We start from the raw sequence: 15,767 nt of genomic DNA, 5'->3' as shown, positions 1-15,767 counted from the left end.
CACGCACCAGAACGAGAGAAAGAGCGGGCAGTGCACGACCCTCGCCCGCAGTCCTCCCTCCGCCCCGAGCACCCCGTGCCGCGGAGCCTCTCGCAGCTCGTGGCCGAGTTCTCCCTCGGCCCGGTCCGCGGCCTCGAGGGCGTCGAGGTGAGCGGAGTCACGCTGGACTCGAACCAGGTCGAGTCCGGAGACCTCTACGTCGGTGTCGCAGGACGCCGTGCCCATGGCGCGGCCTTCGCGTCCGCTGCCGCGGCGTCCGGAGCCGTCGCCGTGCTGACCGACCCCGCCGGAGCGGAGCTCGCCGCCGACAGCGGCCTGCCCGTGCTGGTGACTCCCGACCCGCGGGCCGCCCTCGGCGACGTCGCCGCGTGGATCCACCGGACCCGCGAGGACGTCCCGACGCTCTTCGGCGTGACGGGTACCAACGGCAAGACGAGCGTCGTCTACATCCTCGACGCGCTGCTGCGCCGGCTCGGAGTCGTCTCCGGCCTCAGCTCCACCGCCGAGCGCCGGATCGGCGACGTCGCCGTGGTCAGCTCGCTGACCACTCCCGAGGCGAGTGAGCTGCACGGCCTGCTCGCTCGGATGCGCGAGTCCGCCGTCCGCGCGGTCTCCATCGAGGTGTCGGCGCAGGCGCTCACGCGGCACCGGATCGACGGCCTCGTCTTCGACGTCGTCGGCTTCACGAACCTCAGCCACGACCACCTCGACGACTACTCCGATCTGCGCGAGTACTTCGAGGCCAAGGCCGACCTCTTCGAGCCGGAGCGCGCACGCCGCGGCGTCGTCACGGTCGACAGCGCCTGGGGGCGCGAGCTCGCCGAGCGCAGCCGCATCCCCGTCGCGACGCTCGCCGGCTCTCCGGTCGTCGGAGTCGCCCCGACGACGCCTGCCGACTGGTCGATGACGGTGCTGGACGCGACGCCCGACAGCACCACCTTCCGCCTGGAGGGGCCCGAGAACCGCTCCGTCGTCGTCACCGTCTCGCTGATCGGCTGGTACATGGCGTCCAACGCGGCGCTGGCGATCGTGATGCTGGTGGAGTCGGGCTTCGACCTGGACGCCGTCGCGCACGCGCTCGAGGACAGCCGTCTCGACGTCTACATCCCGGGCCGCGCCGAGCTCGTCTCGGGGGAGCGCGGACCGCGCGTCTACGTCGACTACGGCCACACCCCCGACGCGTTCCAGAACGCGCTCGAGGCGCTGCGGACCATCACGCCCGGCCGCCTGTTCATGGTGTTCGGGGCGGACGGGGACCGCGACACGACCAAGCGGAGCGACATGGGCGGCATCGCCGCCCGCCTCGCCGACGTCGTGGTCGTCACCGACTTCCACCCGCGCTGGGAGGATCCGGCCGCCATCCGCGCCGCTCTCCTCCAGGGCGCCCGGGCCGCCGTGCCCGACCGGGAGATCCACGAGATCGCCGACCCGCGCGCCGCCGTGCGCGCCGCCGTCGCCCTCGCGCGCGAAGGGGACTCGATCCTCTACGCCGGGCCCGGCCACGAAGACCACCAGGAGATCGCAGGAGTGCACATGCCGTATTCGGCCAGAGACGACGTCCGTCACGCGCTGCGCGAGGCGGGCTGGCTGTAGATGATCGCCCTCACCCTCACCGAGATCGCCGAGGCCGTCTCCGGACGCCTCCACCTGGCCGGCTCGTCCGCAACGGCCGCCACCGTGATCGATGGAGCGACCGAGACCGACTCCCGCGAGATCGCGCCCGGCGGCATCTTCGTCGCCAAGCGCGGCGAGCACACCGACGGCCACCTCTTCGCTCCCGCCGCTCTCGAGCGCGGTGCCGCGCTCCTCATCGTGGAGCGCCCCCTCGACCTCGACGTGCCGCAGGTCCTCGTCGACGACTCCGTCGAGGCGCTCGGCGCGCTGGCGACCGAGGTCGTCCGGCGCGTCCGCGCGAAGGGCGGGCTCACCGTCATCGGCGTCACCGGCTCGAACGGCAAGACGACGACCAAGAACCTCCTCCGCACCGTCCTCGAGCGGGTCGGCGAGACGGTCGCTCCGCGCGGATCCTTCAACAACGAGGTCGGCGCGCCGATCACGATGCTCCAGGTGTCCGAGTCGACGCGCTTCCTCGTCGCCGAGATGGGCGCGAGCGCGGTCGGCGAGATCCGCCGCCTCGTCCGGATGGCCAGGCCCGACGTCGGCGTCGTCCTCGCCGTGGGCCTCGCGCACGCCGGCGAGTTCGGCGGAATCGAGCGCACGCTCGAGGCCAAGACAGAGATGGTCGCCGACCTCACCGCCGACGACGTCGCCGTGCTGAACGCCGACGACGGCCGGGTCGCCTCGATGGCGGGCCGCACCGCCGCCCGGGTCCTCTGGTTCGGCCGCGGCGAGAGCGCGGACGTGCGCGCCGTCGACATCGACGCGACCGCCGACGGCACCCGCTTCGCCATCGAGGTCTCGGCCGGGGAGGGCCGCGAGGCCGCCCGCGCCGAGCTCCTGCTGCGCGTCCTCGGCGAGCACCACGTGATGAACGCCCTCGCGGCGACCGCCGCCGCGCTCTCGGTCGGAGTGGCGCTGCCCGCGATCGTCGAGGCGCTCGCGACCGTCACCCTCGCCGAGCGCGGCCGCATGGAGGTCCTGGGCGGCGAGGACGTCCGCGTCATCAACGACGCGTACAACGCGAGTCCCGACTCCACCGCGGCCGCCCTGCGCACCCTCGCCCAGATCGCGAAGCCCGGGGGGCGCACCGTCGCCGTCCTGGGAGAGATGAGCGAGCTCGGCGAGTGGGCCGACGAGGAGCACGAGCGCGTGGGCCTGCTGGCCGTCCGCCTCAACATCTCCCAGATCGTGGTGGTGGGCCGAGGCGCCCGCCGGATCCACGTCGCGGCCGAGCGCGAGGGGTCGTGGAGCGGCGAGTCCGTCTTCGCGGAGACCTCCGACGAGGCGTTCGACCTCCTCGAGGACTACCTGCGACCCGGCGACACCGTGCTGGTCAAGTCGTCCAACTCCGCGGGGCTGCGCTTCCTCGCCGACCGTCTCGGGGAGCGTCACCGATGAGGGCACTCCTCCTGTCCGGCGCGTTCTCGGGAGCCTTCACGCTCCTGATGACGCCCCTGTTCATCCGCCTCTTCCACCGCCTGCAGTGGGGCCAGTTCATCCGCGAGGACGGACCGAAGTCGCACCACGTCAAGCACGGCACGGCGACGATGGGCGGCATCGTCATCATCATCGGCACCGTGGTCGGCTACTTCCTCGGGATGCTGTTCGGCAACCGGGCGATCGCGCCGTCGGCCCTGCTGGTGCTCTTCATGATGGTCGGGCTCGGACTCGTCGGCTTCGTCGACGACTTCCTGAAGACCCGCAACCAGCGCAGCCTCGGCCTCGGCGGCTGGGCGAAGATCGCCGGCCAGGTCATCGTCGCCGCGGCCTTCGCGGTGATCGCGATCATGGTCCGCGACTCCAACGGGCTCACCCCCGCGTCCACCTCGATCTCGTTCATCCGCGACCTGCCGTTCGACTTCGCCTCCCTCGGCTGGATCGGCATCGGCCTGTTCGTGCTGTGGATCTGCATCATCGTCACCAGCACGTCGAACGGCGTGAACGTCGCCGACGGGCTCGACGGACTCGCCACCGGGTCCTCGATCCTCGCGATCGGCTCCTACGTCATCATCGGGTTCTGGCAGTCGAACCAGTGGTGCTTCGACCAGCACCTCAACCCCGAGGTCGTCGACAAGTGCTACCAGGTGAGCGACCCGTTCGACCTGGCCATCATCGCGGCGGCCGTCTCCGGTGCCCTGGTGGGCTTCCTCTGGTGGAACACCTCGCCGGCGCAGATCTTCATGGGCGACACCGGCTCGCTCGGCCTCGGCGGCGCGCTCGCGGCCCTGGCGATCCTCACTCGCACCGAGCTGCTGGTCATCCTCATCGGCGGCCTGTTCGTCATCGTGACCGGCTCGGTCATCCTCCAGCGGATCTACTTCAAGCTGACCCGGGGCAAGCGCATCTTCCTGATGAGCCCGCTCCACCACCACTTCGAGCTCAAGGGCTGGGCCGAGATCACGGTCGTGGTCCGGTTCTGGATCATCGCCGGCATCTTCGTCGCCGCCGGAGTCGGGCTCTTCTACCTGGAATGGCTGTCGCTGGCATGACCGATCCCGCCCGTCCCGACTCCCTCCGCAGCTGGCACTCGGACTGGCGCGGCCTGCGCGTCGCCGTGCTGGGCCTGGGCGTCACCGGGTTCTCGGTGGCCGACACCCTGACCGAGCTCGGCTCCGAGGTGCTGGTCCTCGCCGACCGCGCCGATGAGGAGCGCGAGCGCCTGCTCGAGGTGATCGGCGCCCGCCTGCACCGGGCCGACCGCCTCGACTCCGCTCCGGAGGAGCTGCACGCGTTCTCACCGGAGCTGATCGTGGTGTCGCCCGGCTTCCGGCCGACGCACCCGATCCTCGTGTGGGCGGCGGAGTCCGGGATCCCCGTGTGGGGCGACGTCGAGCTCGCCTGGCGTGTCCGCGACAAGGTCGTGCGCGCCGACGGCACTCCGGCCGACTGGGTGGCCGTCACCGGCACCAACGGGAAGACCACGACCGTCCAGCTCACGGCGACGATGCTCGTGGCCGGCGGCCTCCGCGCCGCCCCCTGCGGCAACATCGGCGTGCCCGTGCTCGACGCGGTCCGCGACCCGCAGGGCTTCGACGTCCTCGTCGTGGAGCTCTCGAGCTACCAGCTGCACTACCTGGGCGCGATCGAGCCGATCGCGAGCGCGTGCCTCAACATCGCCGACGACCACCTCGACTGGCACGGCTCGTTCGACGCCTACCGCGCGGCCAAGGGCAAGGTCTACGCCGGCACCCGCGTCGCCTGCGTGTACAACCGCGCCGACGCGGCGACCGAGCAGATGGTCCTCGACGCCGAGGTGGTGGAGGGCGCCCGGGCGATCGGATTCGGCCTCGGCGTGCCCGGCCCGAGCGACTTCGGGATCGTCGACGGCATCCTCTGCGACCGCGCCTTCCTCGAGGACCGCCGCACCAGTGCCCTCGAGATCACCACCGTGGACGAGCTCGCCGCACGGAACCTCGCCGCTCCGCACATCGTCCAGAACGTGCTCGCCGCGGCAGCGCTCTCCCGAGCGTGCGGGATCGAGGTCGCGGCCGTCCGCACCGCGCTGGCGTCCTTCGAGCTCGACGCCCACCGCATCCAGGTCGTCGCCGAGCGCGACGGGGTGACCTGGGTGAACGACTCCAAGGCCACGAACCCGCACGCCGCCGACGCCTCGCTGCGGGCGTACCCGTCGGTCGTCTGGGTCGTCGGCGGGCTGCTCAAGGGCGTCGACGTGGACGCCCTCGTGGCCGCGCACGTCGGCCGCCTGCGGGGCGCCGTGGTGATCGGCGTCGACCGCTCGGCGCTGCTCGCGGCATTCCGGCGACACGCGCCCGCCCTCCCCGTGAGCGAGGCGGTGCCGGACGACACTGGTGCGGTGATGCAGGCGGCCGTCGAGGCCGCCGCGACGCTCGCCCGCTCGGGGGACGTCGTCCTGCTCGCACCCGCCGCGGCCTCGATGGACCAGTTCCTCGACTACGCGGCTCGGGGCCGCTCCTTCGCGGCCGCCGTGGCGACACACCTGGGAGGGGGAGCCGATGACCGCTCCGACGACGAGCCGCCCCGCGGGCCGCTCGCGCACTGAGCCGCGCGGGAAGGACCGGAGCGGGGCCCGCTCCGCGCGGATCGTCCTGTCGAAAGTCTTCGCCTCCCACTCGCCGAACTTCTACCTCCTCTTCGGCACCACGCTCTTCCTTGTGCTGTTCGGACTGACGATGGTGCTCTCCTCCTCGTCGGTCACCTCCTACGTGTCGAGCGACGACTCCTTCGGCGGCTTCCTGCGCCAGGGCGGATTCGCCCTCCTCGGGATCCCGATGATGCTGGTGGTCTCGCGGCTGCCCCTCGGCGTGTGGAAGCGCGTGACGCCGATCCTGCTCATCGCCGGCTGCGTCCTCCAGTGCCTCGTGCTCTTCACGCCGCTCGGCGACTCCGTCGGCGGGAACCGCAACTGGATCCGACTCGGCGCCTTCAGCATGCAGCCCTCCGAGATCATCAAGCTCGCGCTCGCCCTCTGGCTGGGGCTCCTGCTCGCCCGCCGCTACCGGTCGCCGAAGGACTGGAAGGACGCGCTCATCCCCGTCCTGATCGTCGGCGGCGCAGCGATCGGACTGGTCCTCATCGGAGGCGACCTGGGCACGGTCGTGATCATGGCGGGCATCGTCCTCGCCGCGCTCTTCTACGCGAACGTCCAGATGAAGGTCCTCGTGCCGATCGTGGTGGTCGGTGCGATCGGAGCGGTGCTGTTCGCCGTCTCCAGCGACAACCGCCTCACCCGGATCATGTCCTTCCTCGGCGACTGCTCCAACGTCGAGGAGTACCAGAACTCGTGCTGGCAGCCGGTGCACGGCACCTGGGCGATGGCCTCCGGCGGGATCTTCGGCGTGGGCCTCGGCAACTCGAAGGCCAAGTGGTCCTGGCTGCCCGCCGCGGACAACGACTACATCTTCGCCATCATCGGCGAGGAGCTCGGGCTGATCGGAGCGATCGTCGTCCTGGCGCTGTTCGTGGTCCTCGCGGTCGCCTTCTTCCGCGTCATCCACGCGTCCTCCGATCCGTTCGTGCGGATCAGCACCGGCGCGATCATGGTCTGGCTGATCGGCCAGGCGTTCGTCAACATCGGCGTCGTCCTGGGGGTGCTCCCGGTGCTGGGGGTCCCGCTGCCGCTGATCTCCTCCGGAGGCACCGCCCTGCTCAGCTCGCTCCTCGCCATCGGCGTCGTCCTCTCCTTCGCCCGCACTCAGACCGCGCCCCTGCCCGGCGCGGGCGTGCTGCGCCGCAGGAAGGCGGCGGCGGAGTGACCCGCTACCTCCTCGCCGGCGGCGGCACCGCCGGCCACGTCAATCCGCTGCTCGCGACGGCCGACGAGATCCGCAGGCGGAACCCGGACGACGAGGTGCTCGTGCTCGGCACCGCCGAGGGGCTCGAGGCCCGCCTCGTCCCCCTCCGCGGCTACGAGCTCTCGGTGATCCCGCGGCTGCCGTTCCCGCGCCGCCCGAACGCGGCGGCGCTGCGGTTCCCCGGAGCCTTCCGTGCGACCATCGCCGGCATCGTCCGGACGATCCGCGACCGGCGGATCGACGCGGTGGTCGGCTTCGGCGGGTACGCGGCAGCACCCGCCTACCTGGCGGCGCGCCGCGCCGGCGTCCCCTTCACCGTCCACGAGGCCAACGCGCGCCCCGGGCTCGCCAACCGTCTCGGCGCGCGCGCGACCCGCTCGGTCGGCGTGGCCTTCGAGGGCACGCCCCTGCCGCACGCGCGGGTGGTCGGCATGCCGCTGCGCCGCGAGATCGCCGAGCTCGACCGGGCCGCGCGCCGCGACGAGGCGATGGCGGCGCTGGGCCTCGACCCGTCCCGGCAGACCCTCCTGGTGACCGGCGGCTCCCTCGGCGCTCGACGGATCAACGCGACGGTGCACGCCGCCGCCCGGGATCTCGTCGCCACCGGCTTCCAGGTCCTCCACATCACGGGCGACCGCGCCGAGATCACGGACCCGGGGGTGGCCGGCTACCACCTCCTCGCCTACTGCGACCGGATGGACCTCGCGCTGTCCGCCGCGGACGTGGCCGTCTCCCGCGCGGGGGCAGCGACGGTCAGCGAGCTGACAGCCCTCGGCCTGCCCGCGGTCTACGTCCCGTACCCGGTCGGCAACGGCGAGCAGCGCTACAACGCGCGCGGCGTCGTCGACGCCGGGGGAGCGGTCCTCGTCGAGGACGCCGCCTTCCTCCCCGGCTGGGTCCAGCGGGAGCTCGTACCGCTACTGGGCGACACCGCCCGTCGCGACGAGATGGCGCGCCGGGCCGCCCGCGTGGGAGTCCGCGACGGCTCCGGGCGGCTCGTCGACCTGATCGAGTCGACCCTCTCCGAGCCGCGCTGAGCCCGCTCCGCGCGGCTCGGGAGAGCACTCCCGCCCACCGTCTACACTGATCCGGCGCACCGCGGGAGGCCCCTCCCGCCCGCCGCGACCCACCCGAAAGCGAGAGCCCCGTGATCAAGCCCGACCTCGGCATCACCGTCCCCGACGAGCTCGGCTCGGTCCACTTCATCGGCATCGGCGGCTCCGGGATGAGCGGGATCGCCCGGCTGTTCCACCACGCCGGGCACCGGGTCACCGGTTCCGACGTCCGCGAGTCCCACCCCATCGAGCAGCTGCGGGAGCTCGGCGTCCCGGTCGCCATCGGCCACGACGCGGCGAACCTCGGGGACGCCGAGGCGGTCGTCGTCACCTCCGCCCTGTGGCCCGACAATCCGGAGTACCTGCTCGCGAAGGAGCGCGGCCTGCCCGTGCTGCACCGCTCGCAGGCCCTCGCCTGGCTGGTGCGCGGCAAGCGCCTGGTCGCGGTCGCCGGAGCGCACGGCAAGACCACGTCGACCGGGATGATCGTCACCGGCCTCCTCGGCGTCGACGCCGACCCCAGCTTCGTCAACGGCGGCATCATCGAGAGCCTCGGCACCTCCTCCGCCGCCGGCTCCGGCGAGGTCTTCGTCGTCGAGGCCGACGAGTCGGACGGCAGCTTCCTCCTGTACGACACCGCGGTCGCCCTCATCACGAACGTCGACCCGGACCACCTCGACCACTACGGATCGCTGGAGGCGTTCGAGGAGGCCTTCGTCACCTTCGCCTCCTCCGCGAGCGAGCTCGTCGTCATCTCCTCCGACGACCCCGGCGCCGTCCGCGTCACCGAGCGGCTGGACGGCGGACGGGTGCTGACCTTCGGCGAGGCCGAGGGGGCGGACGTCCGCGTCGTCGACCTCGACCTCGTCGGCCCCGTCGGCTTCTCGGTCGAGTACGAGGGCAGGCGCTACCCGGCCCGCCTCCGCATCCCCGGCCGGCACAACGCGATCAACGCGGCCGGCGCGTTCGCAGTGCTGGTGGGCCTGGGCTTCGATCCGGCCGCCTCGCTCGAGGCCGTGTCGGCGTTCGGAGGCACGGAGCGCCGCTTCGAGCTGCACGGAGCGGTCCGCGGAGTCAGCGTCTACGACGACTACGCCCACCACCCCACCGAGGTGGCCGCCGCCCTCTCCGCCGCGCGCACCGTGGTCGGCGAGGGCCGCATCATCGCCGTGCACCAGCCGCACCTCTACAGCCGCACCCGCCTCTTCGCCCGCGAGTTCGCCGAGACGCTCGAGCGCTACGCCGACGAGACGATCGTCCTCGACGTCTACGGGGCGCGCGAGGATCCGGAGCCCGGAGTGACCGGAGCGCTGGTCAGCGAGAAGTTCGCCGACCCGTCGCACGTCTCGTTCGTCCCGGACTGGGCGGAGGCGGCCCGCCTCACGGCCGGCATCGCGCGCGAGGGCGACTTCGTCATCACCCTCGGCTGCGGCGACGTCTACCGGATCATCCCGCAGGTGCTCGAGTCGCTCGGCGCGAGCGAGGCCGCGCCGGTCGCACGATGACCGCGGTCCTCGCGCCCGAAGCGGGGGAGCGGCCGTGAAGCGGCCCGATGGCGGACGCCCTCCGGCGCCCGGTCGGAGCGTCCCCGCGCGCGGCGGCGAGCCGGAGCCGGACACCGAGCCGATCCGGATCGTCACCGCGATCCGCGTGGACCCGGAGCCGGCCGAGCGCACTCCGTCGCGCGCGGGCGCGGTCCGCCGCACCCTCTCGGGCCTGCGCCTGCCCGGAGCCGAGAACCGGGCCGTCTCCCGGGCCGCTAGCGAGCGGAGGCGCTACGAGCGGGTGGAGGTCCGCCGCTTCACGAAGCGCGCGCGTCGGCGCCGCCTGATCGCCCTGGTCGTGGCCGGGTCGCTCGTCGCCCTCGCCCTGATCGTCGGGGTCGCGGCCTACTCGCCGCTCATGGCCGTGCGCACGATCGAGATCTCGGGCACCCAGCGCGTCGACGCCGCCGCCCTGCAGAGCGAGCTCGACGACCAGCTCGGCGTCCCGCTCACCCTGGTGGACCGGGACGAAGTCGGCCGCGTGCTGGGCGCGTCCCCGCTCATCCAGAGCTACTCGGTGCAGACCCGTCCGCCGAGCACCCTCGTGGTGTCGATCGTCGAGCGCACGCCCCTCGGCGTGATCGCGGCGGGGGGCCGCTTCGAGCTCGTGGACGCGGCCGGAGTCGTCATCGAGACGGCGGACTCGGCGCAGCCCGGCTACCCGGTCCTCACCACCGCGTCCGGCGACGCCTCGGGAGCCGGCTTCCGCGCGACCGCGCGGGTGCTGCGCTCCCTGCCCGCGTCGCTCGCTCCGCAGGTGACGGCCGCCACGGCCACGACCGGCGACGACGTCTCGCTCACCCTGCAGAACGGCACGGAAGTCGTCTGGGGCGGGTCGGACGAGTCGGCGCTCAAGGCCGTCGTGCTCGAGAAGCTGATGGCCGCGACCGACCCCGCCGTCGTCGGCACTTACGACGTGTCCTCGCCCCAGGCCGCCGTCGTGGCGCCCCGGCCCTGACCGGCGACGGATCCGCGCGTTCTTTCGAGCGTTGCGGGCGTGTCTGCTGGGAGCGCGACCGGACTCCGCCTACCGTCGGAGCCGAACCCCAAATGCATACTCAGCATAACTTTAAGCCTCAACTACAGGTTTAAGGTTCAGCCCGGAGGCCGGAGACGTGACTTCAAACCAGAACTACCTCGCCGTGATCAAGGTCGTCGGCATCGGCGGTGGCGGCGTCAACGCCGTCAACCGCATGATCGAGCTCGGCCTGCGCGGTGTCGAATTCATCGCGATCAACACGGACGCCCAGGCGCTCCTGCTCAGCGACGCCGACGTCAAGCTCGACGTGGGCCGCGAGCTGACCCGCGGACTCGGCGCCGGCGCCGACCCCGAGGTCGGCCGCCGCGCCGCCGAGGACCACGCCGAGGAGATCGAGGAGGTCCTCGCGGGGGCCGACATGGTCTTCGTCACCGCGGGCGAGGGCGGCGGTACCGGCACCGGCGGCGCGCCCGTCGTCGCGCGGATCGCCAAGTCGATCGGCGCCCTCACCATCGGCGTCGTGACCAAGCCCTTCGGGTTCGAGGGACGCCGTCGGCAGACGCAGGCCGAGGCCGGCGTCGCGACGCTGAAGAACGAGGTCGACACGCTCATCGTCGTTCCGAACGACCGCCTGCTCGAGATCAGCGACCGCGGCATCTCGATGCTCGAGGCCTTCGCGACCGCCGACCAGGTGCTCCTCGCCGGCGTCCAGGGCATCACCGACCTGATCACCACGCCCGGCCTGATCAACCTCGACTTCGCCGACGTGAAGTCGGTCATGCAGGGCGCGGGCTCGGCGCTGATGGGCATCGGCTCGTCGCGCGGCGCCGATCGCGCGATCAAGGCGGCCGAGCTGGCCGTCGCCTCACCGCTGCTCGAGGCCAGCATCGACGGCGCGCACGGCGTGCTCCTCTCGATCCAGGGCGGCTCGAACCTCGGCATCTTCGAGATCAACGACGCGGCGCGCCTCGTCCAGGAGGCGGTGCACGCCGAGGCGAACATCATCTTCGGTGCCGTGATCGACGACACGCTCGGCGACGAGGTGCGCGTCACCGTCATCGCCGCGGGCTTCGACGGCGGAGAGCCGGGCGGGACCGCTCAGGCCGCGATCGCCCAGCCGCGCCAGCAGCAGAGCTCGGCGAGCGAGTCGGCCGCCGAGCCCGTCCCGGCTCCCGCAGCCGCCCCTGCGGCCGGCTCGATCTGGTCGAGCACCCCCGTCGCCGCCCCGGCCCCTGTCGCCGACCCGTCCTTCGATGACGACGACAGCGACCTGGACATCCCCGACTTCCTCAAGTAGTCGTGCCGGATCCGGAGCTGGCCGCGCGCTGGGCCGAGGTCTTCGAGCGGGTCGCCGACGCGACCCGCTCGGCCGGTCGCGAGGCGTCCTCGGTCACGACCATCGTGGTGACCAAGTTCCACCCCGTGTCGCTGCTCCGCGACCTCCTCGAGCTGGGCGTCGTCGACTTCGGCGAGAACCGGCACCAGGAGGCGCAGGAGAAGTCGGCCGAGCTGGCGGGGACCGCTGCGCGCTGGCACTTCATCGGGCAGCTCCAGAGCAAGAAGGCGCGCCAGGTGCGCCGCTACGCCGACGCGGTCCACTCCGTCGACCGGCTCGCGCTCGTCCCGCTGCTGGAGGCGGGGGAGGAGCCGCTCGACGTGTTCCTGCAGGTCAACCTCACCGAGGATCCCGACCGCGGGGGAGCGTCGCCTGCCGACGTCGAGCCCCTCGCCGAGGCTCTCGCCGGGGCGCCCGGCCTCACGCTGCGCGGCGTGATGGCGGTCGCCCCGCTGGACGAGGAGCCCCGTCCGGCTTTCGCCCGGCTCCGGTCGATCTCCGACCGCGTGCGCGCCGTCGAGCCCTCCGCCACGGCGATCTCGGCGGGCATGTCGAACGACTTCGCCGAGGCGATCGCGGAGGGTGCGACACACCTGCGAATCGGATCGGCAATCACCGGAGAACGCCCCGCCCGCACCTAACCTCGTGGTGACCCACCTGTGGGAGCACACACGACACGGAGGACACCCCATGGCCAACCCGCTGAAGAAGACGATGGTCTACCTCGGACTCGCCGACGAAGAGGTCGAGTACGAGCGCGCAGAACCCGTCGAGGCGGCCCCGGCGACGGCCCACCGCGCACCGGTCTCCCCGGTGCAGCCCGTCCCTCCCGTCGAGCCGGTGCAGCAGCCCCGCGCGACGGTCACCCCGCTCCGCAAGCCCACCCCCCAGACCCCGAAGGCGACGGCACCCGCCGAGATGAACGAGATCCTCACCGTCCACCCGAAGCAGTACCGCGACGCGCAGGTCATCGCGGAGAACTTCCGCGACGGCATCCCCGTGATCATCAACCTCTCGCAGATGAGCGATGCGGACGCCCGCCGCCTCATCGACTTCGCGAGCGGACTCTCGCAGGGCCTCTACGGCCGCATCGAGCGCGTGACGAGCAAGGTCTTCCTGCTCTCGCCGTCGCACATCACCGTCGCCGGCGACTCCGCCTCCGCCGAGAGCGACGCCGACGCGTCGTTCTTCGCGAAGTCCTGATCCCGGGGAGCCCTGGCCCCCGGTGACCTCCGTCGTCTCGCTCCTCGGGAGCGTCCTGTACTTCGTGCTGCTGCTCTACTTCTTCGCGATGTGGGCGCGGTTCGTGCTCGACCTCGTCCGCGTGATCCGACGCGACTGGCGCCCCCGCGGTGCCGGCCTCGTCGCCGCGGAGGGCGTCTACACCGTCACGGACCCGCCGATCGGCTTCTTCCGACGCCTGATCAAGCCGGTCTCGATCGGTCCGATCGCGCTCGATTTCGGCTGGAGCCTCACCATGCTCTGCGTCATCGTGGGCATGTACATCGCCACGTGGCTCCAGCGCGCCTGACCGTCCCTGTATCGTTGGCACGTCCGGACGTTCCCCGCGGTGTCAGCACTGCGCCGTGCGCCTGAAGTTGCTAGCTTTAGTCGCGCGTTGTTAAACGTGTACCTACTTGAAATCGAAGGTGGAAAGCCATGGCGCTCACTCCCGAAGACGTTGTCAACAAGCGGTTCCAGCCGACCAAGTTCCGTGAGGGATACGACCAGGACGAGGTCGACGACTTCCTCGACGAGGTCGTCGTGGAGCTCCGCCGCCTGAACCAGGAGAACGAGGAGCTTCGTCAGCGCCTCTCCTCCGGCGACAGCCGCCCCTCGGACGCCCGAGTCCCCGACGCCCCGCGCGAGAGCACTCCTGCTCCCGCCCCGGTGGTCGACGAGGCACCGGAGCCGGAGCCGCAGCCCGAGCCCGAGCCCGAGCCCACCCCGGCTCCCGCACCGGTCGTCGCTCCCGTCAGCTCCTCGCAGTCGGCTCCGGTCGACGAGGCCGAGAGCTCCAGCGGACTCCTGCAGCTCGCCCGCCGCCTCCACGAGGAGCACGTGCGCGAGGGTGCCGAGAAGCGCGACGCTCTCGTCGCCGAGGGCCGTGCCACGGCCGCCCGCATCGTCGCCGAGGCCGAGGCCAAGCAGCGCCAGCAGGTCGCGAAGCTCGAGGAGGAGCGCGCGACGGTCGAGCACCGCATCGACGAGCTGCGCACCTTCGAGCGCGAGTACCGCCAGAAGCTGAAGAGCTACATCGAGGGCCAGCTCCGCGACCTCGACACCCAGCCGGCGTCGACGGAGTCCTCGCTGTCGGGCTTTGGGGCGTAGTCCCGCCGCAGCGGACGTCAGGCCGAGGGTGCTCGTCACCCTCGGCCTCGTCGCGCTCGCGGTCTTCGCGATCGATCAGACCGCGAAGTTCCTGGTCACGACGAACCTGACCCTGGGCGAGGACGTCCATGTCCTCGGCGACGTCCTGATCCTGCACTACGTGAAGAACCCGGGTGCTGCCTTCTCCCTCGCGAGCGGGTCGACCTGGATCTTCTCGATCATCGCGGCGTGCGTCGTCGTCGCCGTGATCTGGTTCTCGCGCCGGATCCGCTCCACCGCGTGGGGCGTCTTCTTCGGCCTGCTGCTCGGCGGCACCCTCGGCAACCTCTTCGACCGGCTGTTCCGAGAGCCCTCCTTCGGGCTCGGACACGTCGTCGACTTCCTCTTCACGCCGTGGCTGCTCCCGGCGATCTACAACGTCGCCGACATCGCGATCTGCACGGCGATGGCGCTGTTCGTCCTCCTGAGCGTGCGGGGCGTCGGCCTCGACGGCACCCGTGAGCGCGCGGGCCGCGACGAGCAGGACCAGGTCGTGTCCGAGAACGGCGCTCCCGCCGCCCCCGGAGCGGGCGCCCCCGCAGCGGCCTCCTCCGTCGAGGAGGCGGCCCGCGACGCCGACCGCCCCGGCGGACGCTGATGGCGCAGTCCCGAGAGCTGCCGGTCCCGGACGGGCTCGACGGCCTCCGCGTGGACGCGGCCGTCGCGAAGCTGCTCGGCTTCTCGCGCACCTTCGCGGCCGAGGTCGCCGAGGCGGGCGGAGTGAGCGCCGACGGACGGGTCCTCGACAAGAGCGACCGCGTGCACGCAGGCACCTGGCTGAGCGTCGAGTGGAGTCCGCGCGAGGAGCCGCGGATCGTGGCGATGGCGGTCCCCGGCCTCGGCATCGTGCACGACGACGACGACATCGTGGTGATCGACAAGCCCGTCGGAGTGGCCGCGCACCCCGCCGTGGGCTGGGAGGGACCGACGGTGCTCGGCGCCCTCGCCGCCGCGGGCTTCACCGTGTCGACCTCCGGTGCGGCCGAGCGCGCGGGCATCGTGCACCGGCTCGACGCCGGCACGAGCGGCCTCATGGTCGTCGCGAAGTCCGAGCGCGCCTACACGCACCTCAAGCGCGCGTTCCACGACCGCATGGTCGAGAAGGTCTATCACGCGGTCGTGCAGGGCCACCCCGACCCGCTCGCCGGGACGATCGACGCCCCGCTCGGCCGCCACCCGTCCTCGGACTGGAAGTTCGCGGTCCGCGCCGACGGCAAGCCCTCGGTGACCCACTACGAGACGATCGAGGCCTTCCCGTTCGCCTCCCTCCTCGAGATCCACCTCGAGACCGGCCGCACCCACCAGATCCGCGTGCACATGGCCGCCCAGCGCCACCCGTGCGTCGGCGACGCGATGTACGGCGCCGATCCGACCCTCTCGAAGCGGCTCGGCCTCACCCGCCAGTGGCTCGACGCAGTCCGGCTCGGCTTCACCCACCCGGGCTCGGGGGAGTGGGTGCAGTTCGAGGCGTCGTACCCCGACGACCTGGTGCACGCCCTCGAGGTGCTGCGCGGGGAGTGATCCGCGCTCTCCCGGCCGGACCCGCGTCCGGCGCGGTTAGACTTCTTCCCGCCGTGTCCACGGGCCCTC

Annotated in this window: 15 protein-coding genes; all 15 read left to right on the top strand. The window is 72.1% G+C overall.

The window, feature by feature from the left end; all coding sequences use genetic code 11:
- Window positions 1-30: 30 nt before the first annotated feature.
- The 15 genes from C5C63_RS02800 to C5C63_RS02730 all read left to right on the top strand — a co-directional run bounded on the left by C5C63_RS02800 (window position 31) and on the right by C5C63_RS02730 (window position 15,698).
- A complete protein-coding gene (locus tag C5C63_RS02800) occupies window positions 31-1,593 on the top strand; it encodes a Mur ligase family protein (RefSeq protein ID WP_104318957.1) in 1,563 nt (520 codons plus the stop codon).
- Window positions 1,594-3,018 carry a UDP-N-acetylmuramoyl-tripeptide--D-alanyl-D-alanine ligase gene (gene murF, locus C5C63_RS02795; RefSeq protein WP_104222590.1) on the top strand — a complete coding sequence of 475 codons (1,425 nt, stop codon included), beginning with the start codon at window positions 1,594-1,596 and terminating at the stop codon, window positions 3,016-3,018.
- Entirely contained in the window at window positions 3,015-4,109 is a 1,095-nt protein-coding gene (gene mraY / locus C5C63_RS02790; protein WP_104222591.1) for a phospho-N-acetylmuramoyl-pentapeptide-transferase, read from the top strand. The genes murF and mraY overlap by 4 nt, the downstream gene beginning before the upstream one ends.
- Window positions 4,106-5,641, top strand: coding sequence for a UDP-N-acetylmuramoyl-L-alanine--D-glutamate ligase (gene murD / locus C5C63_RS02785; protein ID WP_104325448.1), 1,536 nt, complete (start codon window positions 4,106-4,108; stop codon window positions 5,639-5,641). The genes mraY and murD overlap by 4 nt, the downstream gene beginning before the upstream one ends.
- Window positions 5,595-6,854, top strand: coding sequence for a putative lipid II flippase FtsW (gene ftsW / locus C5C63_RS02780; RefSeq protein WP_104222593.1), 1,260 nt, complete (start codon window positions 5,595-5,597; stop codon window positions 6,852-6,854). Before murD ends, ftsW begins: the two co-directional genes overlap by 47 nt.
- Window positions 6,851-7,930, top strand: a complete 1,080-nt coding sequence (gene murG / locus C5C63_RS02775; RefSeq protein ID WP_104222594.1) for an undecaprenyldiphospho-muramoylpentapeptide beta-N-acetylglucosaminyltransferase — start codon at window positions 6,851-6,853, stop codon at window positions 7,928-7,930. The genes ftsW and murG overlap by 4 nt, the downstream gene beginning before the upstream one ends.
- Window positions 7,931-8,040: 110 nt before the next feature.
- Window positions 8,041-9,453, top strand: coding sequence for a UDP-N-acetylmuramate--L-alanine ligase (gene murC / locus C5C63_RS02770; RefSeq protein WP_104325447.1), 1,413 nt, complete (start codon window positions 8,041-8,043; stop codon window positions 9,451-9,453).
- Between the two features lie 34 nt (window positions 9,454-9,487).
- On the top strand, window positions 9,488-10,450 hold the full coding sequence (locus C5C63_RS02765; protein ID WP_104325446.1) for a cell division protein FtsQ/DivIB: 963 nt from the start codon (window positions 9,488-9,490) through the stop codon (window positions 10,448-10,450).
- Window positions 10,451-10,607: 157 nt separating this feature from the next.
- On the top strand, window positions 10,608-11,768 hold the full coding sequence (gene ftsZ, locus C5C63_RS02760) for a cell division protein FtsZ (protein ID WP_104222597.1): 1,161 nt from the start codon (window positions 10,608-10,610) through the stop codon (window positions 11,766-11,768).
- Between the two features lie 2 nt (window positions 11,769-11,770).
- Window positions 11,771-12,448: a YggS family pyridoxal phosphate-dependent enzyme gene (locus C5C63_RS02755; protein ID WP_104325445.1), complete on the top strand. Its 678-nt coding sequence runs from the start codon at window positions 11,771-11,773 to the stop codon at window positions 12,446-12,448.
- A gap of 49 nt (window positions 12,449-12,497) precedes the next feature.
- A complete protein-coding gene (locus C5C63_RS02750; RefSeq protein ID WP_104222599.1) occupies window positions 12,498-13,010 on the top strand; it encodes a cell division protein SepF in 513 nt (170 codons plus the stop codon).
- Window positions 13,011-13,032: 22 nt separating this feature from the next.
- A complete protein-coding gene (locus C5C63_RS02745; protein WP_258059242.1) occupies window positions 13,033-13,338 on the top strand; it encodes a YggT family protein in 306 nt (101 codons plus the stop codon).
- A gap of 128 nt (window positions 13,339-13,466) precedes the next feature.
- Window positions 13,467-14,138 carry a DivIVA domain-containing protein gene (locus C5C63_RS02740; RefSeq protein ID WP_104292476.1) on the top strand — a complete coding sequence of 224 codons (672 nt, stop codon included), beginning with the start codon at window positions 13,467-13,469 and terminating at the stop codon, window positions 14,136-14,138.
- Between the two features lie 28 nt (window positions 14,139-14,166).
- Window positions 14,167-14,775: a signal peptidase II gene (gene lspA, locus C5C63_RS02735; RefSeq protein WP_104273469.1), complete on the top strand. Its 609-nt coding sequence runs from the start codon at window positions 14,167-14,169 to the stop codon at window positions 14,773-14,775.
- Window positions 14,775-15,698, top strand: a complete 924-nt coding sequence (locus C5C63_RS02730) for an RluA family pseudouridine synthase (RefSeq protein WP_104325444.1) — start codon at window positions 14,775-14,777, stop codon at window positions 15,696-15,698. Before lspA ends, C5C63_RS02730 begins: the two co-directional genes overlap by 1 nt.
- Window positions 15,699-15,767: the final 69 nt, after the last annotated feature.

Source organism: Rathayibacter sp. AY1B8 (assembly GCF_002932775.1).
Taxonomy (GTDB): domain Bacteria; phylum Actinomycetota; class Actinomycetes; order Actinomycetales; family Microbacteriaceae; genus Rathayibacter.
This window is presented reverse-complemented; position numbering and strand designations above follow the sequence as displayed.